This window comes from Psychrobacillus sp. FSL K6-1464, assembly GCF_038003145.1.
Taxonomy (GTDB): Bacteria; Bacillota; Bacilli; order Bacillales_A; family Planococcaceae; genus Psychrobacillus; species Psychrobacillus psychrotolerans.
This window is the reverse complement of sequence record NZ_JBBOOP010000001.1, coordinates 1,969,842-1,994,563: the sequence shown is the minus strand read 5'-3', so window position 1 is coordinate 1,994,563 and position 24,722 is coordinate 1,969,842. Positions and strand designations below refer to the sequence as shown.

General features: G+C 33.4%; 31 protein-coding genes and 2 pseudogenes. 30 read left to right on the top strand and 3 right to left on the bottom strand.

The window, feature by feature from the left end; all coding sequences use genetic code 11:
* Positions 1–87: 87 nt before the first annotated feature.
* A complete protein-coding gene (locus MKX39_RS10010) occupies positions 88–1,563 on the bottom strand; it encodes a spore germination protein (protein WP_340769451.1) in 1,476 nt (491 codons plus the stop codon).
* A 148-nt stretch (positions 1,564–1,711) separates the two neighbouring features.
* Between MKX39_RS10010 and MKX39_RS10005 the strand changes: the two genes are divergently transcribed.
* The 14 genes and pseudogenes from MKX39_RS10005 (at position 1,712) to MKX39_RS09940 (ending at position 11,788) form a co-directional block, all read left to right on the top strand.
* Positions 1,712–1,912, top strand: a complete 201-nt coding sequence (locus tag MKX39_RS10005) for a hypothetical protein (protein ID WP_340769450.1) — start codon at positions 1,712–1,714, stop codon at positions 1,910–1,912.
* Positions 1,913–2,097: 185 nt separating this feature from the next.
* Positions 2,098–2,304: a spore coat protein gene (locus tag MKX39_RS10000; RefSeq protein WP_340771407.1), complete on the top strand. Its 207-nt coding sequence runs from the start codon at positions 2,098–2,100 to the stop codon at positions 2,302–2,304.
* Positions 2,305–2,320: 16 nt separating this feature from the next.
* Entirely contained in the window at positions 2,321–2,683 is a 363-nt protein-coding gene (locus tag MKX39_RS09995; RefSeq protein ID WP_211894093.1) for a spore coat protein, read from the top strand.
* A 23-nt stretch (positions 2,684–2,706) separates the two neighbouring features.
* Positions 2,707–3,843: a zinc-dependent alcohol dehydrogenase gene (locus tag MKX39_RS09990; RefSeq protein ID WP_340769448.1), complete on the top strand. Its 1,137-nt coding sequence runs from the start codon at positions 2,707–2,709 to the stop codon at positions 3,841–3,843.
* Positions 3,844–4,049: 206 nt separating this feature from the next.
* The gene (locus MKX39_RS09985) at positions 4,050–5,147 is read left to right on the top strand and encodes an L-dopachrome tautomerase-related protein (protein WP_340769447.1); all 1,098 of its coding nucleotides are present in this window, start codon (positions 4,050–4,052) and stop codon (positions 5,145–5,147) included.
* Between the two features lie 517 nt (positions 5,148–5,664).
* Positions 5,665–5,937 (top strand): MepB family protein, encoded by a 273-nt coding sequence (locus MKX39_RS09980; protein ID WP_340771405.1) that lies wholly within the window; start codon positions 5,665–5,667, stop codon positions 5,935–5,937.
* 415 nt (positions 5,938–6,352) lie between these two features.
* Positions 6,353–6,621 (top strand): annotated as a pseudogene (locus tag MKX39_RS09975) (cytidine deaminase); the annotation flags it as partial.
* Positions 6,622–6,926: 305 nt separating this feature from the next.
* Positions 6,927–7,058, top strand: a complete 132-nt coding sequence (locus MKX39_RS09970) for a hypothetical protein (RefSeq protein WP_281249734.1) — start codon at positions 6,927–6,929, stop codon at positions 7,056–7,058.
* Positions 7,059–7,356: 298 nt separating this feature from the next.
* A complete protein-coding gene (locus tag MKX39_RS09965; RefSeq protein WP_340769446.1) occupies positions 7,357–8,025 on the top strand; it encodes a DNA alkylation repair protein in 669 nt (222 codons plus the stop codon).
* A gap of 343 nt (positions 8,026–8,368) precedes the next feature.
* Positions 8,369–8,746 carry a hypothetical protein gene (locus tag MKX39_RS09960; protein ID WP_340769444.1) on the top strand — a complete coding sequence of 126 codons (378 nt, stop codon included), beginning with the start codon at positions 8,369–8,371 and terminating at the stop codon, positions 8,744–8,746.
* A gap of 279 nt (positions 8,747–9,025) precedes the next feature.
* Positions 9,026–9,238, top strand: a complete 213-nt coding sequence (locus MKX39_RS09955; protein WP_340769442.1) for a hypothetical protein — start codon at positions 9,026–9,028, stop codon at positions 9,236–9,238.
* A 123-nt stretch (positions 9,239–9,361) separates the two neighbouring features.
* Entirely contained in the window at positions 9,362–9,832 is a 471-nt protein-coding gene (locus MKX39_RS09950; RefSeq protein WP_340769440.1) for a DinB family protein, read from the top strand.
* Positions 9,833–10,205: 373 nt separating this feature from the next.
* On the top strand, positions 10,206–10,769 hold the full coding sequence (locus tag MKX39_RS09945; RefSeq protein ID WP_340769439.1) for a sigma-70 family RNA polymerase sigma factor: 564 nt from the start codon (positions 10,206–10,208) through the stop codon (positions 10,767–10,769).
* Positions 10,766–11,788: a DUF4179 domain-containing protein gene (locus tag MKX39_RS09940; RefSeq protein WP_340769438.1), complete on the top strand. Its 1,023-nt coding sequence runs from the start codon at positions 10,766–10,768 to the stop codon at positions 11,786–11,788. The genes MKX39_RS09945 and MKX39_RS09940 overlap by 4 nt, the downstream gene beginning before the upstream one ends.
* Positions 11,789–12,283: 495 nt before the next feature.
* Here MKX39_RS09940 and MKX39_RS09935 read toward each other — a convergent pair whose 3' ends face one another.
* Entirely contained in the window at positions 12,284–12,424 is a 141-nt protein-coding gene (locus MKX39_RS09935) for a hypothetical protein (protein ID WP_340769437.1), read from the bottom strand.
* An 88-nt stretch (positions 12,425–12,512) separates the two neighbouring features.
* Here MKX39_RS09935 and MKX39_RS09930 point away from each other — a divergent pair, with 88 nt between their 5' ends.
* The 11 genes from MKX39_RS09930 to MKX39_RS09880 all read left to right on the top strand — a co-directional run bounded on the left by MKX39_RS09930 (position 12,513) and on the right by MKX39_RS09880 (position 18,929).
* Positions 12,513–12,668 carry a hypothetical protein gene (locus tag MKX39_RS09930; RefSeq protein WP_269925099.1) on the top strand — a complete coding sequence of 52 codons (156 nt, stop codon included), beginning with the start codon at positions 12,513–12,515 and terminating at the stop codon, positions 12,666–12,668.
* A gap of 110 nt (positions 12,669–12,778) precedes the next feature.
* Complete coding sequence (locus MKX39_RS09925; RefSeq protein ID WP_340769436.1) at positions 12,779–13,174, top strand: peptidylprolyl isomerase; 396 nt, start codon at positions 12,779–12,781, stop codon at positions 13,172–13,174.
* 12 nt (positions 13,175–13,186) lie between these two features.
* Positions 13,187–13,717 (top strand): GNAT family N-acetyltransferase, encoded by a 531-nt coding sequence (locus tag MKX39_RS09920; protein ID WP_340769434.1) that lies wholly within the window; start codon positions 13,187–13,189, stop codon positions 13,715–13,717.
* 174 nt (positions 13,718–13,891) lie between these two features.
* A complete protein-coding gene (locus tag MKX39_RS09915; RefSeq protein ID WP_093496779.1) occupies positions 13,892–14,101 on the top strand; it encodes a hypothetical protein in 210 nt (69 codons plus the stop codon).
* Positions 14,102–14,352: 251 nt separating this feature from the next.
* Positions 14,353–15,252, top strand: a complete 900-nt coding sequence (locus MKX39_RS09910) for a S16 family serine protease (RefSeq protein ID WP_340769433.1) — start codon at positions 14,353–14,355, stop codon at positions 15,250–15,252.
* 664 nt (positions 15,253–15,916) lie between these two features.
* Positions 15,917–16,258 carry a hypothetical protein gene (locus tag MKX39_RS09905; RefSeq protein ID WP_340769432.1) on the top strand — a complete coding sequence of 114 codons (342 nt, stop codon included), beginning with the start codon at positions 15,917–15,919 and terminating at the stop codon, positions 16,256–16,258.
* Between the two features lie 177 nt (positions 16,259–16,435).
* Positions 16,436–16,837, top strand: a complete 402-nt coding sequence (locus tag MKX39_RS09900; protein ID WP_340769431.1) for a hypothetical protein — start codon at positions 16,436–16,438, stop codon at positions 16,835–16,837.
* Positions 16,838–17,030: 193 nt separating this feature from the next.
* The gene (locus MKX39_RS09895) at positions 17,031–17,168 is read left to right on the top strand and encodes a hypothetical protein (protein ID WP_340769430.1); all 138 of its coding nucleotides are present in this window, start codon (positions 17,031–17,033) and stop codon (positions 17,166–17,168) included.
* 154 nt (positions 17,169–17,322) lie between these two features.
* Positions 17,323–17,709: a hypothetical protein gene (locus MKX39_RS09890; protein ID WP_340769429.1), complete on the top strand. Its 387-nt coding sequence runs from the start codon at positions 17,323–17,325 to the stop codon at positions 17,707–17,709.
* Between the two features lie 234 nt (positions 17,710–17,943).
* Positions 17,944–18,492: an AAA family ATPase gene (locus MKX39_RS09885; RefSeq protein WP_340769428.1), complete on the top strand. Its 549-nt coding sequence runs from the start codon at positions 17,944–17,946 to the stop codon at positions 18,490–18,492.
* A 113-nt stretch (positions 18,493–18,605) separates the two neighbouring features.
* Complete coding sequence (locus MKX39_RS09880) at positions 18,606–18,929, top strand: histidine kinase (RefSeq protein ID WP_340769426.1); 324 nt, start codon at positions 18,606–18,608, stop codon at positions 18,927–18,929.
* Positions 18,930–19,051: 122 nt separating this feature from the next.
* Here MKX39_RS09880 and MKX39_RS09875 read toward each other — a convergent pair.
* Positions 19,052–20,415 (bottom strand): annotated as a pseudogene (locus MKX39_RS09875) (IS3 family transposase).
* Positions 20,416–20,717: 302 nt separating this feature from the next.
* On the opposite strand from MKX39_RS09875, the gene MKX39_RS09870 reads away from it, so the two are divergent.
* The 5 genes from MKX39_RS09870 (at position 20,718) to MKX39_RS09850 (ending at position 24,670) form a co-directional block, all read left to right on the top strand.
* Positions 20,718–21,239 (top strand): RNA polymerase sigma factor, encoded by a 522-nt coding sequence (locus MKX39_RS09870; RefSeq protein ID WP_340769425.1) that lies wholly within the window; start codon positions 20,718–20,720, stop codon positions 21,237–21,239.
* The gene (locus MKX39_RS09865; protein ID WP_340769424.1) at positions 21,220–22,278 is read left to right on the top strand and encodes a DUF4030 domain-containing protein; all 1,059 of its coding nucleotides are present in this window, start codon (positions 21,220–21,222) and stop codon (positions 22,276–22,278) included. Before MKX39_RS09870 ends, MKX39_RS09865 begins: the two co-directional genes overlap by 20 nt.
* Positions 22,279–22,560: 282 nt before the next feature.
* Positions 22,561–22,692: a hypothetical protein gene (locus MKX39_RS09860; RefSeq protein ID WP_340769422.1), complete on the top strand. Its 132-nt coding sequence runs from the start codon at positions 22,561–22,563 to the stop codon at positions 22,690–22,692.
* A gap of 510 nt (positions 22,693–23,202) precedes the next feature.
* Positions 23,203–23,715, top strand: coding sequence for an RNA polymerase sigma factor (locus MKX39_RS09855; protein ID WP_340769421.1), 513 nt, complete (start codon positions 23,203–23,205; stop codon positions 23,713–23,715).
* Positions 23,699–24,670: an anti sigma factor C-terminal domain-containing protein gene (locus tag MKX39_RS09850; RefSeq protein ID WP_340769420.1), complete on the top strand. Its 972-nt coding sequence runs from the start codon at positions 23,699–23,701 to the stop codon at positions 24,668–24,670. The genes MKX39_RS09855 and MKX39_RS09850 overlap by 17 nt, the downstream gene beginning before the upstream one ends.
* Positions 24,671–24,722 lie beyond the last annotated feature (52 nt).

Below are 24,722 nucleotides of genomic sequence, written 5' to 3'. Positions count from 1 at the left end.
AGCATTTGGAGGCGATTTACCATCAACATGACATAGAACCCGTTATAGGTTTCATTCTTATTAAATAATTGAAGGGCTACCATCAGTTCATCTCCTAGTTTGATATCTCTTCTTCTTCAGTGGTTTAAGATGTTCTGGACGCTCCTTCATTTTGACTAAAGGACCTCGAATGAATAGGTCGAGCCAATCTTTTCCATAGAAAGGGGTAACAGGGGATAAGTATGGCTGCTTGAGTGAAGACAAGCCATTAAGGTGGGCTAAAATGATAATCATTGCCAGAACAATCCCTACAATCCCAAGAAACGAAGAAAATACAAGAAGAATGAATTGAATCAATGAATTCGCCTTTGTCACAAGGTAATTAGGAACAAGAAAGGATCCGATAGTTGAAATCCCTACCATGACAATTAACACCTTACTTGCCAAACCAGCCTCAACTGCTGCTTGACCAATTATAATGCCCCCAATAACCCCAAGCGTTTGACCAGTCTTTGTTGGCATCCTTAAACTTGCTTCTTTTATAATTTCAATAAAAATCAACATGATAAACGCTTCCCAAAAAGGTGTGAACGGAAGCTTGCTCCTTGACTCCACCAAGACGAAAAGTGTTTGTAAAGGAATCATTTGATAGTGATGAGTTGTTAGTGCCACGTAGAATGGGATCAATGTGATAGATAGAATAAAACTTACATATCGGATGATGCGCAAAAAACTGGCAACTACCCATCGATTAATATAATCCTCTGGTGATTGGAACAAATGAAAAATAGTAATTGGGGCAACTAGAGCAAAAGGTGTATTATCTACCAGAATCGTAATTTTTCCTAATCCCAGAGAATAAGCAACAACATCAGGTCGGTCAGTTTGCTGAAACTGTGGAAAAATACTGTCTTGATTTTCCTCCATGAATGCAGCTAATTGAGAAGATTCAAAGAAGAGATCATAATTAATTTCCGTAATTTTCTTTTTGGCGGTTGAAACAAATTCTGGATTGGTCAGCCCTTCTATGTACAATAAGACCACATTTGTCTTACTTAAAGAACCAACGGTGAACTTCTCTGTTTTTAGATCATGTGTTGGAAGACGTCTACGAATGAGCGTAATATTTTGTTCTAGCTGTTCACTGAAGCTATCTTTTGCTCCTAAAAGAATGGTTTCAGTATCGGATGGTTCAATTGCACGTCCAAGTGGATTTTTTAAAGGGATAGCGAACCAAAGGTCTGACGAAGAGTCAAATAACAAGACGGACCCATTAAACAGCTGCTTTTTTGCCTCATTAAAAGTGGAAATGGAGTTTATTGTTGACTGAACATTACATTCCTGAATGGATTGTTTGGAACAGTTAGATAAAGGTTTTACAATGCTTTCATTTAATCTTTCTTGGTCAATCAGGGTTCTTATGTAGATAAGATCAACATTTTGATTTTCAGAAATGTTGATCTCAACAAATTCCGCATCATCCATTTGAACGAGGGCTTTTTTTAGAGTCTCTATTGATATTTCTGAGTCTGTGTTTGATTGAGAAACAGGCTTATTTTCATTTGATTGTATTTTCCAAAACATGTACATCCCTCACCTCTATAAAAAAAGCATTTTTGGAAGAACGGTAAAATTACGTATTAATTTCATTGTTAGCTTTTTAAGTTTAAAATATACGAAACTAAATATAAATGCAGAGGCACACCCTTACCTTCTTACCAGGAGGGATTATATGTTAAAAAGGATATTGATCATTAGTGGAATACTTCTAGTGGGAATAGCATCATTTAGCCTGTTAAATAAGCATTCGGAAGTTGATACTGCCGTTGCGAATAAGGATGAACCAGAACCTTTATCTACTAAAGAACTCTTTCGTATTAAAAATGAAAACATAGCTCAAATACCTTTCTTTTTCAACCCATTTTGTTTATGATAGAACCTTTTTAAACAAATTGGAAAAAGATTAGTCGACGATTATAAAATCAAATGGGAGCCAAATGGGAGATTTCTCATGAAGATTAATACCCATAAACACCACTAAATGGCCTCAGTTATTCTGAATATAAACTTCGTTTTTGGGGTAATCTTCATTGGATGAAAAGATGCGGAGGTGCAGGAATGTTTGAAAAGAAATTAGCACTACATGAAACTTTGGAATTTCATGAAGTAATTAATTTTAAGACAGTATGTTTACTTAAATCTAAAATGATGCAAGGTATCGTTTTTGACCAAGATTTAAAAGCTCTAATGGAGAAGGATGTAAAACAATCTATACCAGCTTTAACTGCAATGATAAAACTATATTCAAATGTTGAGTTAAAATAATCGGAGGTCGGTTTATATGAATGATTATTTAGATCCTATAAATTCTGTTGGAATGCCTGAACTTACTGATTCAGGTATTGCCCTTGAATTTTTGTTATCAACAAAAACTGGGGTTAGAAATCTTTCAATTGCATTGACAGAAACAGCAACACCTACAATTAGAAAATTATTACAGGAACAACTTGATGTAACCATTGCCTTATATTTCGAAATAGCAGATCTCATGATGAAAAAACAATGGTTAAACCCATATGATTTGGAACTTCAAAAACAATTGGATATAAAATCTGCTCAAAATGCAGTAGATATAGCTAATTTAAATCTCTTTCCGGGCGTTACAAATCGGAAAGGAATGTTTCCAAGCCCACCGAAGAAATAATGAATATAGAGGAGACTTAACTAATGAAAGCTGTGACTTTTCAAGGTGTTAAGAATGTTCAAGTAAAAAATGTGAAAGACCCAAGCATTCAAAAAGCGGATGATATCATAGTTAAACTGACTACCACTGCCATTTGCGGATCAGACTTACACTTAATTCATGGGATGATCCCAAATCTTGGAGAGGATTATGTTATTGGGCATGAACCTATGGGAATTGTGGAAGAAGTCGGTAAGGATGTAACGAAAGTAAAAAAAGGGGATCGCGTTATCATCCCATTTAATATAGCATGTGGACAATGTTGGTACTGTAATCATGAATTAGAAAGTCAATGCGACAATGCCAATGAAAATGGAGAAATGGGCGCATATTTTGGCTACTCAGACACGACGGGAGGGTTCCCAGGTGGTCAAGCGGAATTTATGCGAGTTCCATATGCTAATTTTACGCCTTTTAAGATTCCAGAAAACAGTGAAGTTGCGGATGAAAGTTTAGTGTTACTTGCAGATGCTGCATCAACAGCATTTTGGAGTGTAGACAATGCGGGAGTGAAAGCAGGGGATACGGTCGTAATTTTAGGATGCGGTCCGGTTGGTCTGTTAGCACAAAAATTTGCGTGGTTAAAAGGTGCAAAAAGAGTTATTGCAGTGGATTACGTTGGTTATCGTTTAAAACATGCAAAACGTACGAATAAAGTGGAGATTGTTAACTTTGAAGATCACGAAAATTGTGGTGAATATTTAAAAGAAATAACAAAGGGTGGAGCAGATGTAGTCATTGACTGCGTAGGAATGAGTGGAAAAATGACTCCACTGGAATTTCTTGCATCTGGCCTGAAATTACAAGGAGGAGCAATGGGAGCTCTAGTAATTGCAAGTCAAGCAGTTCGTAAAGGTGGAACAATTCAAATTACAGGAGTATACGGGGCACGTTATAATGCATTCCCATTAGGTGACATCTTTCAACGAAATGTGAATATTAGGACAGGTCAAGCTCCAGTTATTCACTATATGCCGCATATATATAATTTAATCGCGGAAGGTAAGATTGATCCAAGTGATATTGTCACTCATGTACTTCCTTTAGATCAAGCTAAGCATGGCTATGAAATATTTGACACCAAAATGGAAGACTGTATAAAAGTTGTACTAAAACCTTAAATACCGAGTTAGTTTTCGAGCATCTCTTATGAGGTGCTTTTTTAAATTTTGGAGAGATTAATAATTGTATTCTTTATATGGAAAAATGCACATACATGGATTGTCCCATCCAATCACGGTAGGAATATTTATCAAGTACCAGGCATTAAAAAATGCTTTCAACATATATAGGGGATATTGGGTTCGATTTTGATGAGGAGGATATAATGCAACCTAAATTACCTAAAGAAAAGTATTTTGGGCAGTTTGAAATGGTGCACGCTTTTTATGGGGCTATGCCTACAGGAGTCAGCGTCTCCGAAACTGGTCGTATTTTTGTTTGCTTTCCGAAATGGGGAGATAGCGTTCAATTTACTGTGGCGGAAATTGTTGAGGGTGAATTGCAGCCTTATCCCAGTTTAGAAGCTAATTTGGTCAATCCTAAAAATATTAAAATGTCTTTCGTCAGTGTTCAAAGTATCGTTGCTGATGGAAGAGGAACACTTTGGGTACTAGACACAGGGGCACCAAATTTTTCTGAACCTATTCAAGGGGGAGCAAAACTAGTTGCTGTTGATTTAAGCACGAATACAATAAGGAGAGTATATACCTTTACAGATGATGTTGTCTTGCCAACAACTTATTTGAATGATGTCCGTGTGGACTTTCGGGTAGGAAGAGCAGGTTATGCATATATAACGGATTCTTCTTCCAGAGGGCCAGGGGCGATTATCGTCGTAGATTTAGAAAATGGGAACGCGTTTAGACGATTAAATGGGGCAATATCAACTTCACCTGACCTCTATTTTTTACCAAAAGTAGAAGGTAAAATTTTGATGAATCGCAACGAGGACGGCTCGACTTTCCCATTTAGATTGGCTTCCGATAGTTTAGCAATTTCTCCTGATGGAAAGGTTTTATTTTATGCTCCCCTAACCAGTCGTCAGCTGTTCTCGATCTCAACAGAAACCCTAAGAGACAGAAGAATACAGGACATTAATTTATCCCAATATGTTCAGTATTGGGGGGAAAAAGGCGCTTCTGATGGAATGATCACCGGTTCAAAAGGAACCATTTATGCGGGAGACTATGAAAACAATAGTATCCGGAAGATATTCCCGAATGGCGTAATGGAAACCATCGCACATGACCCGAGAATTTTATGGCCAGATACTTTTTCGATTGGCCCCGATCAATACTTATATGTCATAGTAAATCAATTACATCGGCAGGCGAGATTTCATTATGGAAGAGACTTGCGGGAAAAACCATACAGTTTACTTCGTATGAGAATTGATGAATTACCTGCACCTACCTTTTCATAATAATCTTAAACGAGGGTAGCTATCCATCATCAGGAAGCTGCCTTTTTTGTCAGTTAAAATAAGAAACAGGTATCTGTGCCACCGTAATGTGTAATCATTCTCTGTGGAGCAGCTATTTTTTGTGTTGCATGGATGGCTAACGGGTGCTTTACTTCAAGAAGGAGTAAAGCCATTTTTCTTCTTGAACTAAAGCGACAGATTAGCTCAAGAAGGAAATCAAAAAAATAATGGAGGATTTATATATGTGGACAGCAGTTGGGAAACAAGTTCATTAGAAATAAAAGATTTTGTTAATAATCTCTTATATAAAATTAAAGAAATTTTAAATAGGATTTTATGGTTTTTTATTTACACGGTTCTGTTCTTTGGCGATGGGAGGATTTAATTCGAAAAGTAGTGATATTGCTGTTTTGTTAATAACGAATAAAACAATATCGGTAGGCACTAAAAGAAAGTTAGCGGAGTTATTATTAAGTTTTACAATGAGCCATTTCCCGGAGAAATAAGCTTCGTGAATATGGAACAACTGAAAAATTGGAGACATCCATGCTCTTTAGATTTTCATTATAGTGAATTTTGGAGAGGTAAGTATCAAGATGATTTATCAAGAGATACATATCGTCATAGTTCAACAAAGGGGGAAATGACAATAAGAGTTTATTCTAGTTGGGATAAATCGACTAGTGAGCAAGCGAAAAAAACTCAAAAATGGCAGTTGTCTTATTTTGTAGATATGAGTGATCCGAGTAAATTACCCATAGACAAAATAATAGAACTATATTCGCTTTAATATTATGCAAACGGGCGTTATAGTTTAATAAATGACACTATTCTTATTCAACTAACAGGTGCTTGTGCGGTCGTATCATATAGCGGGTGAGATTCCCGTCGAGAAAGAACTAGCCATTCACTCGTAGCGAGTCTTGGAGGGCTAATGGTAAACAGTAGCCTCTAAGTGTAGACAGTTAGTTGGCGGGCCGAAAACCAACTGGTTGAAGGGATTGAGTTCCATAATGTTAGTAAATCGAGAGGGCTGATGCTTTAAGCACGGCAGAAAGCTACATTTTATCCATCTTTAAAGGCAAGAAGGATAAAACCTCTCTGGAGTCAGAGACCTTGGCACCTCACACATCGATATGATATAGCAACTCGGGATGCCCTACCGGTTTTTTCTTCTTATAGAAGAGTATGGTGTACAAGCGATTATGGAAACTGGTGCTATCTTATAAGCTCATAAATTGAATAAAAAGGTGACACACTCACTTTGTGTAGTCCGCGACGACTAGAAATCTAAATTCAAAGTCCTTTCTCCCTGCGGGATATGTCAAGAAAGGTTGTTTTATTGGGGCCAAATGTAAGTGTTGCAGTTACACTGCCTGGTCAAGAACTAACTTTTAAATCATTATCAGAAGTTAAACCTTACCATTGGACAGGGGCTTATGATGAATACAAAGAAAAGTGGAATATTCTATAGTAACTTCTTCCAATTAACGAAGTGTTTTACTTCAAGAAGGAGTAAAGCCTTATTAAAACAATTAATATTCCAAAAATAACGCTAAATCAAGAAGCTCAAATTACAGTCAAAATTCCACGATAAGGCTAGCAACAGAGATTATGGTGATGATTCTATGCCTTCATTTAGAAGTGAATTAACTCTTCATCAACTAACGGATGCTTTCTTCAAGAAGGAGTATCATCTCGACTTCTAGAATACATAGATATGGACAAATTCTATGTCAAGGTGGGTAAGAGATGGGGTTGTTAGGGAGAGTGGTTTTTTTGCAAAGATTACGAGTTGAGCTAGTGGAAAAAAGAAAACAAGTTACCAATGACCTTCAAATTGATGAAATTGACAAGCAAATACGGAAGATAAATCTAGAGATACAGAATATTAGTAGATTGGCAGAATAAAGTACAGTTCCCTTCTTAATAACGGGTACTTTACTTCAAGAAGGAGTAAAGCTTTTTTTCTTATTGAATTAACGAAGCAGGTTATAGGGGCGTATATGAATAAACATAAAAAGACATTCATTTTTGAAAAGGTAATACTATTAATTTTGATAGTGGCAATTGATATTTAGATATGCTGAGTTTAGCAGAACATATTATGTATATTGCTATGACAGTCAAATAAGCATTGTTCAACTAACGAAATTAAGTTCTTGATATCATATTAGGATACAGTGTTTAAATAAAGGAGTTATATAAAATGGATGAAAAAAAAGATACAGAAATAAAACGCTCTTCAAAAGCAGAAAACATTCTACCTCAGATCAATAGTAAAACAAAGCTAGGAGACTTACGAAAAATTGCGAAGGACATTAAAAAAGATCACGAACTAGCTATGGAACTTTGGTCAACCGAAGAGTTTTTGCCTAGACTATTAGCAATCTTAATTATGGACAAAAAACTTCTTTCACAAGATGTGCTAAATAAGCTTGATAAGGATATGCAGACTCACAGTTTTGTTGAGCGAAATAACTTAATGGATTGGTTAATGGCTAATCAGCTCACCAAAGACAAGAAAAATATTGTGTTGATGGAGTCATGGGAAAATAGTCCTTCTGCTCTTCAAAGGCGAGCTTTCTGGTATTATCAAGGGAGATTAAGATGGACTGGACAAACACCTCCTGATAACACCGCAGACTTGCTATCTGCTTTAGAAGCTAATATTACGCAGGAAGAACCGGAAGTTCAATGGGCTATGAATTTCACCGCAGGCTGGATAGGCGTTTATGATGAAAAGAATCGTGCACGTTGTATTACACTTGGTGAGAGAACGGGTCTTTACAAAGATGAAATAGTAGCAAAAGGATGTACTCCCAGCTATTTGCCCGAGTTCATTACGATTGAATTTAACAAACGAAATAATAATTAGTTACCTCTAAAAAATTTATTGGGTGCCTACTCATATAGAGTGCGTCAGTCTATGATGCACCGTGGGCGTCGGAGTCAGACTAACGGATGGGTTCAATGACACCATAGTTGATCGAACTTCTTCGCCAGCCGTAGTATCCTATACTCGTTTTTCTCATTTTAATTCTCTGTGGTGTAGTGCTGTTTTAGCGCTACATGGATGGCTAAAAGGTGCTTTACTTCAAGAAGAGGTAAAGCACTTTTCTTATTGAAGTATCGCCGCAGGTTAGTTTAATAAAAAAACAGAATAATGCGAAACTACTAACGCTATTCATACGTATATAGACTAAAGGAAGTGTTACCAAATGAAGAAAGTTAATGTATTTATTATTGTACTTATGCTACTTTCAATGACCAGTTTGTTAGCTTATGATTTCTTTCCTGATTTAATTGACTTCATTTACTTGCCAAAATCACTTGTTGTTGCACTGTTGATAATCATAGTTATTTTCAGTATTTTATCTAACAGGTTTCAAAAAGATAACTCAAGATTAATTCTACTTTGGCAATTGGTTTCAATGTTGTATTTGTTTTTGTTAGTTGTTGCATTTACAGTTCTCGGGGGTATTTCACAAGTAGGAATATCTTTAAATAATCCAGTCTTATGGATTGTTATTCTTATTAGTATTTATGAGATATACGAACAAAGTAAAAAAGTAAAAGTATCAAATTCGATTACTTGAAGAAAGCGTACTACTTCTGATTTAAACACTCAAAACACCAACTTTCAGATAAATTATCATATTTACGTATTCCAAACTAATAATTTTCCAAATTTTTATTCGACCATAATGTGTAATAAAAGAGACGGTGCTTATTCAACTAACGGGGCTGTACTTCATAAAGGAAAAGCACTTTTCTTATTGAACAACGTGGCTGGTTAGTTGAATAAGGGTTTAATAAATATAACTATTTGAAAAATTTGAATGATTTTACAATTTGAATATAAAAGGAGATTTGAAATGGGGAAAAATAAGATTTTTGAATGGATTGGATTTGTCATCATTATCGTTTCTATATATGCTAATGGTTCTTTTCGTGCAGATGGTATTACAACTGGTACAGGAATAAATTTAAGCGTAATCGGAATAGTTGTGGGTGTAATTCTTACTTTTACACTTTTCTTTATTAGGAAATTTAGAAATAAAGAAGCACTTAATAGATCGGTAAATTAAATAGCTAACCAGTTTCTACATTTTTTTTCAAGTGGTTGCTTTACCTCAAGAAGGAGTAATGATTTATTCTTATTGAATTAAAGCCACAGGTTATTTTAATAGAAGGATGTAGAGGAGGATTAGATGAATAAATATTGTAAGAGTGCATTACATCAAATTAAAGTCGCTGTAACTACAATTGTTGAGATGATAGAAAAGTTAGAAGAAAATGACTTGCAAAAAAGACCTACACCCAGTAAGCATTCCATAGGAGAACTGTTAGAACACATAGCTATTATTTGTGTAGCTGATTCACTTATATCGGACGGCGCATCCCAAGAAAAGATGAATAAATTTTATTTAAGTATTTCTTATAAAAGTCTAAATGAGATAAAAGAAGCATTGATAAACAATCATCAATTTTTAGAAGATAAATTTATGAATTTTACAGAATTCGAACTTCAAGAGGAAATTAGTTCTTATTGGGGCGTTACATATTCACGATATGAATGGTTGTTAGAGATTGTAGCTCATATTTATCATCACAGAGGGCAATTACACTCTATGCTTGTTCATTGTTATGGGATAGACCCAAAAACTCCATTGTTTGAATAGAACTTTACTATTCAACTAACGAGTGAGTTAGTAAAATATTCGCTTTCCGAAATAATCAATTTGGTTTTTTCAAAAATAGCCAAATAACATTAAAACTTAAATAAGTTTTAGTACCTAGTATCATAATAAAACACTGTTATAATTGGACAACATAAAGAGCCTGCTCAGATTAAACGTAGTAAGTACCCTATAGAATTGACAATAAGAAAAGTCTGTTTTTTAAGGTTGAGGAGAAATCAAAATCAAAAGCAAATTATATACTACCTCATCGATGTAAATTTTCGTTTACATCGATTTTTTTATGCGAGAAGATTGTTGGTGGCTTCGTTATAGTTAGTGAAAAGCTTTTCGAATGAAGTGAAGGAGCGAGCATATGAAATGTACAGAGAGAAATTATATTAGTCGACTAAAAAAACAAAAAGAAGATGCACTCGAATATATAATGGAACATTACGGAGGCTTAGTCCACGGTATATCCCATCATATTTTGGGACATGTTAGCCATCAAGCCGTCGATGAATGCGTAAATGATACCTTTTTACTCATTTGGCAGCGTGCGCATCAATTTGATGGCGACGCAATAGCTTTTAAAAAGTGGGTTGGCATGATAACGAAATATAAGGCTATTGACTATTATCGCGCGTTAGTAAAGCAAAAGACACGTGAACAAACAGACGAGCAAGTACTTTTGGAGCAATCAACACCTGATATGCAAAGGACATATATACAAAAGGAACAAAGAGATGAGCTACTAGCGGTCATTAGTAGATTGCCAGAAATAGACCGTGACATTTTCATAATGAAATATTTTTTAAATTTACCAAGTAGCGAAATAGCAAAAACTTTACATTTGTCTGTAACTGCTATCGATAATCGTTTATCACGTGGTCGAAAAAAGCTTGCTCAAAAAATAAAATTAAAGGAGCAATTCATATGAATGAAGAGATGAAAAGATTCGTGGAAATAGATTTTGATACAATTGAGGAAAAGCCACTAACAGACATACAAAAGCAAAAAATACGTAAAAATGCACGTGCAAAAAAATCCCCCAATCGTAAGTGGAAAAAATTTGTTGCAGCTGCAGTTGTTAGTTTAGTAGCGATTTCAGGAAGCTTGTATGCATTGCCAACAATTGCGAGTCAGTTACCTTTTGTTGAAAATATTTTAGAAAAAATCGACCCTAATTTTATGCCAAAAAACTATGTGGCGTTGGCGACGATTATTAACCAAGTCGAATCGAGTAATGGTATCGATATCATGATTGAAAATGCTGTTTACGATGGTACTACTTTAATGGTGGCGTATGCCATCCATTCTGACAAAGATTTAGGGGAACAGCCTTTAACTGATACAATGTTCGATATAAAGGGGGCTACTGCTGCAACAGGGGCTTCATCATTAGAGAAATCTGCTGACGGTCTTTACACAGGTATAATAAAAATGACACCTACATTTAATAAACACTTGGACGTATTGAAAATTAAATGGCAGCCTGAAAAAATTACAAATCCCGATACAAATGAAACTTTTGAAGGAGATTGGTCATTTGCCTTTACAATGGATACACTTCCTGGAAAATTAGAACATTTAAAAATAACTTCAACTAATGATAAAGCGAAAATTCAAATTAATAAAGTTAACTATACTGATTTATCAACAGTTATACATTATGAATATAACATCGACCCAGCTATTATGAAAAAGCAACCACTATCATCAATTCATTTCGTAAAAGCGATCGATAATCATGGCAATGAGTATGAAATTCATGACAATGGTGGTGCTATTTCTGAGGATGGACATGGCTTTGATTGGAGCTTTGCGTTATATAATTTATCAGAGGATGTAACTACAATTACATTAACGGCTGAAATTTATTATGTTTCACAATCAGGTGAAATAACATCAGATATGCGAGAATTATTAGAGCCAATTACAGTCGAACTCAATAGATAATGTGTGAGCAAATGAAAATTGAAATAAATGAGTATCTAATATAATTGGAAATTTAATTAACCTAAACGAGCTTTTAACATTTGCTAATATAACATCGTTTTAAAGATAAAACGATAAGCCCTCACAATCAACATTTGTGAGGGCTAATATGCTTGGTTTTGTCTATTTACTCGTATATGTTTTGTTTTACATAAAAAGTAAGAGTGTAGAAAAAAAGGAGGTGTAATCCTCTGCTTTGATCACTTACTCTTTTTGAAGATCTACTTTCTATTATATGCTTTTTTATTTGCCCAAAAATTAACCTATGAAAGAGTGGTCAAATAAATAGAATTGTTGAGGTAAGCTTCAAATAAATAGAATTTTAGAGTGTTTTTTTAGGCTACTTGGATATTTATGTTAAAACTAATATAAATTTGTGAAGAATTTCACTTAAACTAACGCGGCAGGTTAGTTTAATAACCATAAATGAAACTTTAATTGGAAATTAACTACTTATTATGAAAAGGGGGAAAAGCGTATTAGAATAAAATACTTTTTCTTTTCATTAATAGCTATTGCTTTCTTATCGGGTTGCACCAACGATTCATCAGCTGTTAGTAACAATTCATCAGCGAAAGAAACCACTGAAGAGCCCATAATCGGTGAACCTCTTCCACTGCAATGGATAAATTATAGTGGTGAGAAGTATGTTTTTAACAGGATTATTCCAAAAGATGAAGTGGATATGAGTCAAATTGTCTCAACAAACACATTAACAGCATTAGGAGATGGTGCTGAATCTGGGAATGAAATTTTTCTTTATAAGAAAGACGGTAGTTTATTCATAATAGATAACACAGGACCTACTGAGCAATGGGCGAATTTCACTAAAAATAATTAAAAGTAGATACTTTTCTTGTTGAACTAACGGGTGCGTTACTTCAAGAAGGAGTAAAGCCTTTTTCTTATTGAACTAAAGAAGCAGGGGAGTTTAAGAAGAGAACTAAAAAAATGCAAGAATTCTTATGGAGAGTGATAACTATAAAAAAATTATTTTATCTAATACTATTCTTCACATTAATACTATCAGCGTGTAATTCATCAAGTGTAAGTATTGATCAAACTTTCGATATTCCTGAAAAAGTTCAAAACGTGATTAATACGGATCATCAATTACAACTCATTAAAAAGGGCATGAATGCTTATATTATTTTTCAATCGACAGAAACGCTTACACTTACTGAATTTGAAGTAATTGATAATATACTAAATATAAAATTTAATAGTGAAAATCAAGAAAATACTGAATTAAAACAGTATGTATTTAAAATGAATCCTGGAAATGTAAAAGTTAAGGTTTTAATTAACGGAGAATTTACATCTTTTGATAACATCATTGATTTATAAAGGGGAAATATTATGTTGTTTAATAATGGGGATTTAAAAGTTCGAATATTAGAAGATGAAGATAATGTTCTGTTAGCAAAATGGCTCTCAGACCCATCGGTTCTTGAGTTCTATGAAGGTAGGGATAATCCATTTGATTTAGACAAAGTGAATGAAGTTTTTTATGCTACTGAAGATGAAGAAGTTAAATGTATTGTTGAGTATGATGGTAACGGAATTGGGTATATCCAATTCTATCAATTAGATGATGAAACTAAAAAAGAATATGGGTATCTAAAAGAAAATGTTTATGGGACAGACCAATTTATTGGAGAAATAGAGTATTGGAACAAAGGCATTGGAACATTACTTGTTACATCAATGATTAGATATTTAATTGAACACAAAAAAGCAGACCGAATAGTTATGGATCCTCAAACAAGAAATACGAGGGCTATAAAATGTTATGAGAAATGTGGTTTTAAAAAAGTGAAAATACTTCCAAGTCGTGAGCTTCACGAGGGAGAATATCAAGATTGTTGGTTGATTGAGTATCATAAATGAAATATTTCTTCTTCAACTAACGGGTGCTTTACTTCAAGAAGGAGTAAAGCCTTTTATTATTGAACTAAAGTAAGCAGGTTACTTGAAGAAGTGATTTAAGTGGGAATCGTAGAATAAGTTACCTAATGATGTTTCGCTTACTTATACAAAATATATTAAATGAGGTGAATTTAATTGAGGATAGGTAATCAATTAGTTATTGAATGGACCATTGCGAGAGTTTACGAGGATTTTTCTTTTTCAAAGGCACTAGATAATGCCATAAAGCACGCAAGTTTAAATGAAGGGGAATCGGTCGAACTCCACCAATTAGTAAACGTTGGTGAATTTAATAATGAAAAAGTATTTTTGATTATTTTAAATGTTATTTCCAGTAAAGACTAGAAGTTATTAAACTAACGGGTGCTTTAGTTTAAGAAGGATAATAAAAGATAAGGCTTAGTTCAGATGGACTGAGCCTTTTTACTGCCTAAAACCTCAATTTCACAGAGCCTTTTATTGTTACTGATTAATATTGAGGTATAGATAGAAATTGTGAAATGTAAATAACTTGAAACCTCTTTTTATTTTAGACGTAGAACTACATAAAGTATTCATAGATATTGTAGACTTTTGAGTTATAAAAAAAGAGAGGGTTGATTAACATTCAAAAGGCAGACCGTTTATCTACTATATTACATATTTCTTTAACACTTCTTTTTTATCTTCTATTTCTTTTCTTATATCTTCAAAATGTTATTAGCGAAATTTCATATTTAGCTTTCTTGCTGATTAGCTTACTGATATTGTCATTCTCTATCGTGGTATTCCGAAAGAAACGTAGGATAAAACGAAAAATAACTATCTCGCTAGCCATCCTCTTGTTGTTATTTTGCTATGAGCTGCCCCTTATAGGGTTCGCTTCACAATCACATATAGCAGACATATACTTTGAACCAAGGGAGACAGTAGAACGCTCAGGAATTTTTATAATCACAATTGGAACTAAAACTTTAAATAATATGGAAAGTAAACAGGCGGTTCAGGAGCTATTAACCAAAGAGGGCAAAGATGTCCTAACCATTAGCGAACTTCCCAATCCAATGAGTTATAAAAACAAAAATAGAACTCTGCTAAGTTGGTTTGGACAAAAATCTCCAAAGGAAAAAATGAGAGAGGATTTAAGAGAATACTTCGGAAAAGAAGAGCAAAGACTTACCGATTACTTTAAGAACGATCAAGCAATAGGAAATAGTGCAGGGCTTGCCATATTACTAACTGAATTGATGATAAATGGAACCTTTCAAAATCACTTACCAATAGCTGTTACTGGAGCCATAAATGGAAAAGGAGAAGTTTCAGCTGTTGGAGGCATCAAAGAAAAAATACAAATCGCGGAAAAATCCGGTTTTCAATTCATGTTCATCCCAAGTGAAAATAGCAAAGAAGCAGAGACTTTTCAAAAAGAATTAAATACAAATATCCGTATTTTCGATGTAAACCTTGTAGATGAAGCAGTTGAACAAATTAATTACCTGAACGAAAAATATAAATAAAAAGTAGTAAAGCTTTGCTTATTGAACAGAATGTTGATAGTAGAATTTGAAGGGGAATATTTGTGCTTTATGTACTTCTTGAAGGTTAGTTTGTGAAGAGTTGTACTTAAACTAACGGGTGCTTTACTTCAAGAAGGAGTAAAGCCTTTTTCTTATTGAACTAAAGCGGCAGGATAGTTCAATAAGACAAGTTGACTTCAAAGTATATTTATTTTTTCTTTGAGGATTTTAACTTTACATAACACTACATAGAAGGGAGCCCATCATTTATGAGTCCTGTAAGATTTTTTATTTATCAATTCATCTTATTTATCGCACTTCTTCTTCTCAATATTTACTCTGACCCATACATCAGCAAACCATTTTCTCTTGTTGATTTAATAGCAATATGTATAACAGCTCCTATCTTTATACTGCTTATCAGCCTGATAGGTAAGTTATACATACGTTTCAATACAAGGTTACGAAACAAGGTCTTACTCTCTATAACAGCCTTTATTTTAGCAATCATATGATTAGTAATAGTAGAGAATTTGGTTTGAAATAAAAGGGGAGATGTTCTTCAACTAACGGGTGCTTTACATCAAGAAGGAGTAAAGCCCAAGGTGCAGTTTAGTTCAATAAGCTGCTAAATTCAGAACAACAAATCTTAGGAGTTGAATTAATGAAAAGAAGTTTAATATATTTATTTTGTATTATTTTTTTGGGTGCTTGTAGCCATTACAGTGAACCCTTAATAGAGGGTGAAATGGTTAAACTCACAATTGAATGTTTAAGTGGTGAGACGATTGAGATTGAGGAACAAAAAACCATCAATAAAGTACTTAAGGAAATCAACCAATCAAGAAGAGAAGGTACAGAAGAAATGGAGTTCTCAATTGAACATCAATGTACACTTGAAAACAGTGATGGTGAGACAGAATCTTTCCATTTTTTTAGTGGTGGGAAAGCCCTTGTTTCTGGATATTATGTTCACTCAAACATTGATGATTTTTGCGGGAAGTAGTTTTGAACAGTTAGAAATTTGTTTTTAAAACACCTTTTCTTATTCAACTAACGGGTGCTTTACTTCAAGAAGGAGTAAAGCATTTTTTCTAATTGAACTAAAGCGGCAGGTTAGTTCAATAAGTATTTGGATTAATCCGGTAGTATCTAATTTAGTCAGGGGGAGGAGATTGAATAAATGAAAAAAATTTTAGTAGGGATAATTATAGTTGGAATTTTAGGAATCGGGATTTATTTCTTAATTGGACAAAGTGGGACTGATGAAAATCTCACTTATAAAGGGGAAAATGAAAATTGGAAAGTTGAATATACGGTAAATAATGTAGGTAAAGAAGAAATACAACGTTTTATTGACTTGAAATACCAGGGTTCAGATATAAGTAGTATTGGAGAATTCCAATTTTCAGTACAAACGAAACTTGGCAAATGGGGTCAAAGTGTAATTGAATTAGACGAAAGTGGACTTTATACTAGTTCTGGTTCTACAATATTAAAAGGAAATTTAACAGAAAAGGATAAACCAGTTTTTACAATTAGTTGGAATGATAATGAAGAGGAGATTATTTTAGAAAATAAATAATGAAATCATATGTAGTTTGAAAAGCTTAATTAAGCTAACGGGTGCTTTACTTCCAGAAGGGGTAAAGCCTTTTTCTTATTAAAGTAAAGCAGACATGTTAGTTTAACAAGCATGTAACTTTAAGCATTTTGGAACGTATGTAGTATTAAGTAAAAATACATAGATAAAAATGATTTAGATGGGGGGAATAGAAATGGATTTAATAATTGGAATAGCTATTTTACTAATCGTGCTTTTCTCTTCAAGCACTATTGAAAAAAGGTTAAAATCTATTGAAGAACAAAACAATCGTGTAATAGAAATACTGGAAGAAATAAGAGATAAAAAATAAATTGATATTCCATTAATGAGTTGCTTTACTTCAAGAAGGAGTAAAGCCTTTTTCTTATTGAACTAACGCAGCAGGTTAGTTGAAGAACGAGGCATTTTTAGAAATGTGTCGAATAATAATTAATAATTCAATCCAGATTTTGGGGGGAGCTAAGTTGAAGAAAATAATTACTTTATTATTTACCATAATGCTTTTAGCAGGTTGTTCAGAAACTACGAACAATTATTATATATTTAGTGGAGAAAGTGAAAGCTGGGAAGCTGAATTTACCTATAATGGAACAGAAATATGGAAAGAGAAAAATGGAATAAAAACTTATACGAACCAAGATAGACATCGGTTTGTATTGAAATACAAAGGTTCCTTGGAAGAGTTGTCTTCATTACAAAAAATTGAATACTCTTATGAAACTTTTAGTAGTAGTGGGAAAACCGTTGAAGAGTTCACGGACCCTCCATCAACAGTCACATTTTCGTCTTCCGGTGGTTCAAAAGGCGGGGCAAAAGTAGGTGAAGATGAAGTTATACTGGTAAATGTTTAATGGGATGACTTAGAAGAGACGTTTAAGCTGCATAATAGTAAGTAACTCTATTGAACTAACGGGTGCTTTACTTCAAGAAGGGGTAAAGCATTTTTCTTACTGAACTAACGCTGCAGTTTAGTTGAAGAAGGGTTTTTACAGAAGAGTCAAGAATTACATAATTGTTCAAATACATTGAAGGTGTAAGTGTTTGTTTACCTAAACTAAAAAATAAACTTCAAAGGGGTTCATGGGGTGAGATTTCTAATAATGACAGTAGGGACAACACATAGTGGAAAAACTACTTTCGCTAAGTTTTTAGAAAAAAGATTAATTAATTCAATTGTTATTGACCAAGATGTACAAGGAGAATTTTTAGAGAAACATTATCCGTCCTTATTACCAGAAAAAGGACCGAAAATTTTAAAATTTGCTCTTTCGCAAACAATTGTAGAATTTGCTCTTCACAAAACCGATAACCATATTATTTTATGTAATTCTAACCGACAAAAACAACCTCGATTAAATTTGATAGAAAAATTTAAAAAAGAAGGTTTTCAAACCCTTCTTGTAAATTTCGATTTACCGATAGATATATTAAAAGACCGTATTATAAATAGTCATCGTGATATAACACCCCTTAGAAATGTTTCAAACTATAACGAAGTATTAGAAATTCAGCTGAAGCAAACAGAAAATGAGGAATTTATTTCTCCTAATAAAGATGAAGTGGACCATCTATTCACTATTAGTAATGAAACTGATGTTCAAACAGTTATTGAAAAAATCATTAAATTAGTTTAAGTGAAAGAGATAAAATGCACTTCTTCCACTAATGGGTGCATTACTTCAAGATGGAGTAAAAACTTATTGAACTAAAGCAGCAGTTTAGTTGAACAAGCGAAAAGGGGTGTAAAGTGAAGAAAGTAATAATATTCAATATAATATTTTGTCTACTTGTTATTTTTATTTATTACACTTATTTTGACTCTAATTCGAGAAGTGCTGTTGCTTATAATTATGCAGCAAGCTATGTTGAAACAAATTACGAAATAAGTAGAGAGAACATACAAGCCGTGGAAATTTATTATCGTATGGGGATGGGTTTATTTGAAATTCTTCTTGAGAATGTATCAACAAAGGAAATTTTCTCGTTTGAAGTAGACATTAGAAAAGATTATTCATTGTACTACTTTAAGGACCTAACCTATGTTCATAGAAAGAATGAAGGCGTTCAATAAAATAAACTTCTTCAACTAATGGGTGCTTTAGTTAAACAGTGCCTATTCTTATTGAACTACCGGGTGCTTTAGTTAAACAAGACCATCAAAATGAACTGACCCAATAAAGTTAGACAAATAATTTAAGCAGCTTCTAAGATCTGCGTTCGGTATTCAACCGGGCTCAGGTCTTTTAATTTTGCTTTCATTCGCTTGTGATTATAATACTCCATATATTCTTCTAATTCCTTTTTAAAATGCACCATACTCTCAAACTCTTGTAAATAAAACAGTTCAGACTTTAAGAGGCCAAAGAAATTTTCAATGACTGCGTTATCTAAACAGTTCCCTTTACGAGACATACTCTGCGTAATTTGATGTGCTTGTAATGTCTGTTGATATTTTTTCATTTGATAATGCCAGCCTTGATCGGAGTGAAGGATGACTTCGTCTCCTGGCTGGAGGCGCTGAACAGCTTCGTCTAACATATCTCCTACAAGTTGGTAGACCGGTCGATTCATGACTTTATATGCGATTATTTACCCATTACACAAATCAATAACAGGAGATAGATATCGCTTTTCTCCAAATAGATGGAATTCAGTAACGTCAGTTACCCATTTTTGATTCATTTTCTCTGCCTTAAAATTACGTTGTAATACATTAGGTGCGATTTTCCCGAGGTTTCCTTTATAAGGGCGATACTTCTTCATACGGACCTCACATTTTAAACCCATTTCATTCATCAAGCGGTTGATGGTTTTCGGGTCATGTATAAAGCCGTATTTTTGCAGTTCTTTCGCGATGCGACGGTAACCATAATGTCCCTTATGTTCGTGATAAATAATCTTGATTGCTTCTTTTACCGCTTCATATTTATCGGCTTGATTCAATCGTTTTTCCCAGTAGTAATAAGTACTGCGTGGAATGTCAGCGACTTCAACTAAATCCATGACCTCATATTGTTACTTTAGTTCAAAAACTACTTGCGCTTTGATTTTGTTTGTAATTTTTCCTGCATCTGAACTAAAGCGTTTAACTTTTTTAAATAAGCATTTTCCATTTCTAAATGTTTGATTATTGCTTGTAGGGCTTCCATAGAGTCTTCGGCAGGGATGGATTTTTCTGGTTCAACTTTTTTCGTTTCTTTTTTCATAGATGGACGCTCCTTTTTCTTTGGTTCTAGCGCGTCCAATCCTTTTGTCTTAAGCAATTGATCCCACCGATAAATGATACTCGGAGAAGAAATATTAAATGTGCTTGCCGTTTCTAGAAAAGACGTACCTGGTTCGTTCATAAAATTAAGTACTTCTAGTTTAAACTCAGATGAGTAGCTTGTATAGCATTTCTTAAACCCTTTTTCACCCTGTACTTCAAATAATTTCACCCAAGTAATGACTTAAGATTTAGCTACGCCAATGCTTTCTGCAATAGTTTGATAGCTTTCGTTTCCAGTTAAATAGCGTTTTATCGCTTGTAATTTAACTTCTAATGTATATTTAGACATAAAAACACCTCGTAAATGTTAGTTGGTGTCTAACATTTACGGGTCAGTTCAAAAAAATGATGGTCTATTTTTATGTAGAATGTGAAATGTTACACTTAAACTAACGACGCAGTTCAATAAGTGGTGTTTGAGTTTGCATATCTTAGTGGGCCAGAGGTATTAATCCAATAATGGATTAATGCTCTTTTTGTTTGTATATTCAAATATCAGATTAGAGGATGAAAATTATTTTCAAAATATTAATAAAACGTGACGCTTTCATTTTAATTTACGTCTAAGTATATAGAAAGAGGTGAACAGTTTTGGAACAAGATGAATTAACTAAATGGTTTGATGAATATGGTGAATCCATTTTAATCTACATACTCTTAATAGTTAGAGACTATCAATCAGCAGAGGATTTAACACAGGAGACTTTTATAAAAGCTTATAAAAACCAACAGAAATTTGAGCAGAAATCGACAGTGAAAACATGGTTATTCTCTATCGCTTTTAATGTGACAAAAGACTATTTTCGAAAAAAACATCCGTTACAACATTATTTGGGTTTAACAATGGCAGAGAAAGACTATAAGCCAATACCTGAACAAATCGTAGCTATGAATGATCAAACTGAACAATTATATAGGTCCCTTCAACAATTAAAACCTTCTTATAGGCATGTGATTATTTTGCGGAAGTTAAAAGAATTTTCTACAGCAGAATCAGCCCTAGTTCTAAACTGGTCTGAAAGTAAAGTGAAAATGACTTTAAAAAGAGCCTTAGCGGAGCTTAGAAATGAATTGATAGAAGGAGGGTTTACCTATGAAAACTTTCTTAGATGAACAATTTAGTGATTTAGAACAAGAGCTAAAGATGACAGACAAATCTAAAAGATTATTAAGAAATAAAATTTTGCAGAATACGTATATAAGTAAAAAACGAAATTTGAAAATGTATACATTGGTTGCCACAACGGTATGTTTCCTTATTTTAATCATGTCGCCATTCTATTCAACAACGATGGCTAGTCTTGTTTCTAAAATAATACCTATATCGATTACTCCTAGTTTTTCAAGTAATCAGGAAAACTCCAATCTAACATCTCAACTAGTTAAATTAGTGGAAGGGGAAGGATATACGGTGAGTTCAGTCGGGATAACACCATCCCCATATACAATTGAAATTTCACTCATTTTGAAGGGTTCTATATTGAAATTGAAACAGGCAACAGATGAACTTGAACCAAAGATAAATAATTATCTATATGAAAATGGTTATGATGAATATGAATTAAAATTTTTAGAAGTAACTGAAGCATCTACAAATGATAAAGCCGATGATACAAGCAGTCTTTATGACAAGGTACGTGAGATTGTGAAGGAGGTTTTCTCATCATATGGATATGCTAAAGAAGCGGATTATGAATTAGCAGGACTTAAAGAAACATGGTTTTCCAATATTGTTTTAATTGATATGCCTGATCATATTCAACAGTCAAAACAAATTATTGCAGATATCGAAAAAGAAATAGAATCACAAGATTTAGATATAAAAGATATTGAAGTGAACACCTTCAACTTTGAACATCGTCGACAAGATAATCGTTGGGCATATATAGCATCTGATATATATGATGCGATGGCAGGAAAATCGACTTATCAGCTGACAGGGGTATCTTATAAAGTGAAGGCTAGGCATTCCTATGTTTATATTAAAACAGATTTGGCTAAATCACCTTCTGAAGAATCTATTCAACAAATTGAATTGGCAATACAAGAATATTTAGCTTTACCAGATACGAAAGAGCAAATTCAAAGTGATAAATATACGATTCAAATATTGTTAAAGAATGATAAATCATTTGTTAAAATAACAAACTAGATATAAGCAGCCATACACTTTAGTATTAAGAGCTGTTAGGCAATATAGTATTTTAAGAGTTATCTCTATTTCGAATTTGAAAAGAAACGATTCCATATTATACTTTGGCTCTGATCACATCAGATAAATAAGTATATGAAAGAGTTTGTGAAGGATTATACTTAAACTAACGGGTGCTTTACTTCAAGAAGGAGTATCATCTCGACTTCTAGAATACATAGATATGGACAAATTCTATGTCAAGGTGGGTAAGAGATGGGCTTGTTAGGGAGAGTGGTTTTTTTGCGAAGATTACGAGTTGAGCTAGTGGAAAAAAGAAAACAAGTTACCAATGACCTTCAAATTGATGAAATTGACAAGCAAATACGGAAGATAAATCTAGAGATACAGAATATTAGTAGATTGGCAGAATAATGTAATATTCCATTCTTAACTAACGGATGCTTTAGCAAAATACGGCCATCATTCGATGGTCTATTTTAATATCCAAAATATTAAGTTGTTCTTAGATATACATTGTGAAATGTTACACTTAAAATAAAGCAGCAGTTTAGTTGAAGAGTGTTGTTTAACTGTTGTTCGCAATTGGGCTAGATTCTGGAGGAAGAGTTCAAGAGATTTGTTAGTAATTCATATAAAGGTTGTATAAGATTAATTGGAGTGAACACACAAATAGTGGTAAAACGAACAAAGGGCAGAACTAACTATAAATAGCCAGTGGCTGTCGAAGATTAATTAAATAATCAATATATTTTCTAATTAATATCTTCTAATGAATTTGGCAAGAAACGAAAATTTCTTGCCAAGTTCTTTTTTATTTCTCAACTATAGAAATATACGTTAAAGAGAAATAAGCAATCTAAATTTGTAATTTTTTTGTTAACCTTATTGTTCTTGAAACGTTTTAAAGGTGGGAGGTTTGAAATGAACGATTCCATGTTGGGAAAAAAACTAAATGAGATACTAAAATTTGTTTACTCTTACCTAATAAAAATGGGTGCATCAAAGGAAGATGCAGAAGATATTATTCAAGATACTGCGTATAAATTTTTACAATACATAGACTCAGTCCAGTTTAATAATACCCAAGCTTGGCTTTTTAGAGTAGCAGTAAATCAATATTATGATATGTCTCGTAAGAAAACTAGGCGAAGAGATATATTATTGAAATTCAACTTACAAGAAATATTTGAGGAAGAAACACCTGAAAAAGCCCTCATGCAAAGTGAATTAGAAGGGGATATTCATGAAATACTAACCGAATTAAAACCAAAATACAGGCAGTTGCTTCTTCTGAAATATAGTACAGGATTAAAAATAAAAGAGATAGCAGAACTGTATGGCATGAAAGAAGGGTCAGTTAAGACTATTCTCCATAGGGCAAGAAAAGAATTTATAGAACATTATAGGAGGTATGAAAATGAACAAGGAAAATGAGTTTTTACCTAAAGATCTTGACTTTGAGAAATTAGTAAAAAAAGCAAAGAAACGTTCAATGATAAGAATGGTGCTTATTTCATTAGTTATTAGTCTTATTGTTTTAACTGGTCTATATATTATTGGAGATAGAGTGATGATAATGAAAATGGAAAAGGAGACCGACTTAGATTCGACTTGGAACGATATTATGGGCGCAAACATCGAACAGCAAGGTACAATATACAATTATTCTCCAACTTCAGCAACAGCAAAAATGAAGATAGTAAAAAATGTAGGAGGAATACCAATTCCATGGGGTGAACAGGAAAAAGTCTTTACTATTTTTGGAACATCTAGTTTTATTAATAATAATGGTGCTTACGGATCAGGTAGCATAAAGGATGAGAGAATTCCTTTATATTATCAAGGAGAAAGAGTAGTTCAATTTTTTCATCCACAAGTTAACTATACGCAAATCTTTGATGACAGGGCTTTACTGAATATCATTGACGATAACACTGTTATAGAAATGGCTTTTTCATTTAATGATGGATACTCAATTGAGGAAGTAAACCAAATATTTAAAGAGCAATTAGCATGGTATTGGGTAGATACGTTTAGTAAAGATGAAATAGAAAATGATAATAAGTTTAACGAATATGAGGATTTTCGAGACGCTACAATCCATGGCTTTGATGCATATGGCTTTTCATATAACCGAAATGCAGAAACCTATTCCGCCTCTAACTTTATATCGATTTTAGAAATGGTAAAGGAGGATGGTGGTAATTATCAAAATGAAGCAGAAGTAATTTTTAATAACATAACTAATCAGGGCAAAATGAAACTAGAACCTCAGAACCTTAAAATTATTGGTGTGGTGGTTACAGGAAAACCAAGTGATTTAATAAAGTTTAGTGATGAATCTATGATTCGCGGTGCTACATTAGGAGCAACAACAGACCTATATTAAACTGTGTGGGTTGCCTTAGTTGGTTTTAATCAAGTACATTGATATATTGCTT

What these genes read in the sequence shown, in the direction of transcription:
- MKX39_RS10010 (WP_340769451.1), bottom strand. Translation starts at nt 1,563, where the DNA reads ATGTTTTGGAAAATACAATCAAATGAAAATAAGCCTGTTTCTCAATCA.
- MKX39_RS10005 (WP_340769450.1), top strand. Translation starts at nt 1,712, where the DNA reads ATGTTAAAAAGGATATTGATCATTAGTGGAATACTTCTAGTGGGAATA.
- MKX39_RS10000 (WP_340771407.1), top strand. Translation starts at nt 2,098, where the DNA reads ATGTTTGAAAAGAAATTAGCACTACATGAAACTTTGGAATTTCATGAA.
- MKX39_RS09995 (WP_211894093.1), top strand. Translation starts at nt 2,321, where the DNA reads ATGAATGATTATTTAGATCCTATAAATTCTGTTGGAATGCCTGAACTT.
- MKX39_RS09990 (WP_340769448.1), top strand. Translation starts at nt 2,707, where the DNA reads ATGAAAGCTGTGACTTTTCAAGGTGTTAAGAATGTTCAAGTAAAAAAT.
- MKX39_RS09985 (WP_340769447.1), top strand. Translation starts at nt 4,050, where the DNA reads ATGCAACCTAAATTACCTAAAGAAAAGTATTTTGGGCAGTTTGAAATG.
- MKX39_RS09980 (WP_340771405.1), top strand. Translation starts at nt 5,665, where the DNA reads ATGGAACAACTGAAAAATTGGAGACATCCATGCTCTTTAGATTTTCAT.
- MKX39_RS09965 (WP_340769446.1), top strand. Translation starts at nt 7,357, where the DNA reads ATGGATGAAAAAAAAGATACAGAAATAAAACGCTCTTCAAAAGCAGAA.
- MKX39_RS09960 (WP_340769444.1), top strand. Translation starts at nt 8,369, where the DNA reads ATGAAGAAAGTTAATGTATTTATTATTGTACTTATGCTACTTTCAATG.
- MKX39_RS09955 (WP_340769442.1), top strand. Translation starts at nt 9,026, where the DNA reads ATGGGGAAAAATAAGATTTTTGAATGGATTGGATTTGTCATCATTATC.
- MKX39_RS09950 (WP_340769440.1), top strand. Translation starts at nt 9,362, where the DNA reads ATGAATAAATATTGTAAGAGTGCATTACATCAAATTAAAGTCGCTGTA.
- MKX39_RS09945 (WP_340769439.1), top strand. Translation starts at nt 10,206, where the DNA reads ATGAAATGTACAGAGAGAAATTATATTAGTCGACTAAAAAAACAAAAA.
- MKX39_RS09940 (WP_340769438.1), top strand. Translation starts at nt 10,766, where the DNA reads ATGAATGAAGAGATGAAAAGATTCGTGGAAATAGATTTTGATACAATT.
- MKX39_RS09935 (WP_340769437.1), bottom strand. Translation starts at nt 12,424, where the DNA reads ATGGGCTCTTCAGTGGTTTCTTTCGCTGATGAATTGTTACTAACAGCT.
- MKX39_RS09930 (WP_269925099.1), top strand. Translation starts at nt 12,513, where the DNA reads ATGAGTCAAATTGTCTCAACAAACACATTAACAGCATTAGGAGATGGT.
- MKX39_RS09925 (WP_340769436.1), top strand. Translation starts at nt 12,779, where the DNA reads ATGCAAGAATTCTTATGGAGAGTGATAACTATAAAAAAATTATTTTAT.
- MKX39_RS09920 (WP_340769434.1), top strand. Translation starts at nt 13,187, where the DNA reads ATGTTGTTTAATAATGGGGATTTAAAAGTTCGAATATTAGAAGATGAA.
- MKX39_RS09905 (WP_340769432.1), top strand. Translation starts at nt 15,917, where the DNA reads ATGAAAAGAAGTTTAATATATTTATTTTGTATTATTTTTTTGGGTGCT.
- MKX39_RS09900 (WP_340769431.1), top strand. Translation starts at nt 16,436, where the DNA reads ATGAAAAAAATTTTAGTAGGGATAATTATAGTTGGAATTTTAGGAATC.
- MKX39_RS09895 (WP_340769430.1), top strand. Translation starts at nt 17,031, where the DNA reads ATGGATTTAATAATTGGAATAGCTATTTTACTAATCGTGCTTTTCTCT.
- MKX39_RS09865 (WP_340769424.1), top strand. Translation starts at nt 21,220, where the DNA reads ATGAAAACTTTCTTAGATGAACAATTTAGTGATTTAGAACAAGAGCTA.
- MKX39_RS09855 (WP_340769421.1), top strand. Translation starts at nt 23,203, where the DNA reads ATGAACGATTCCATGTTGGGAAAAAAACTAAATGAGATACTAAAATTT.
- MKX39_RS09850 (WP_340769420.1), top strand. Translation starts at nt 23,699, where the DNA reads ATGAACAAGGAAAATGAGTTTTTACCTAAAGATCTTGACTTTGAGAAA.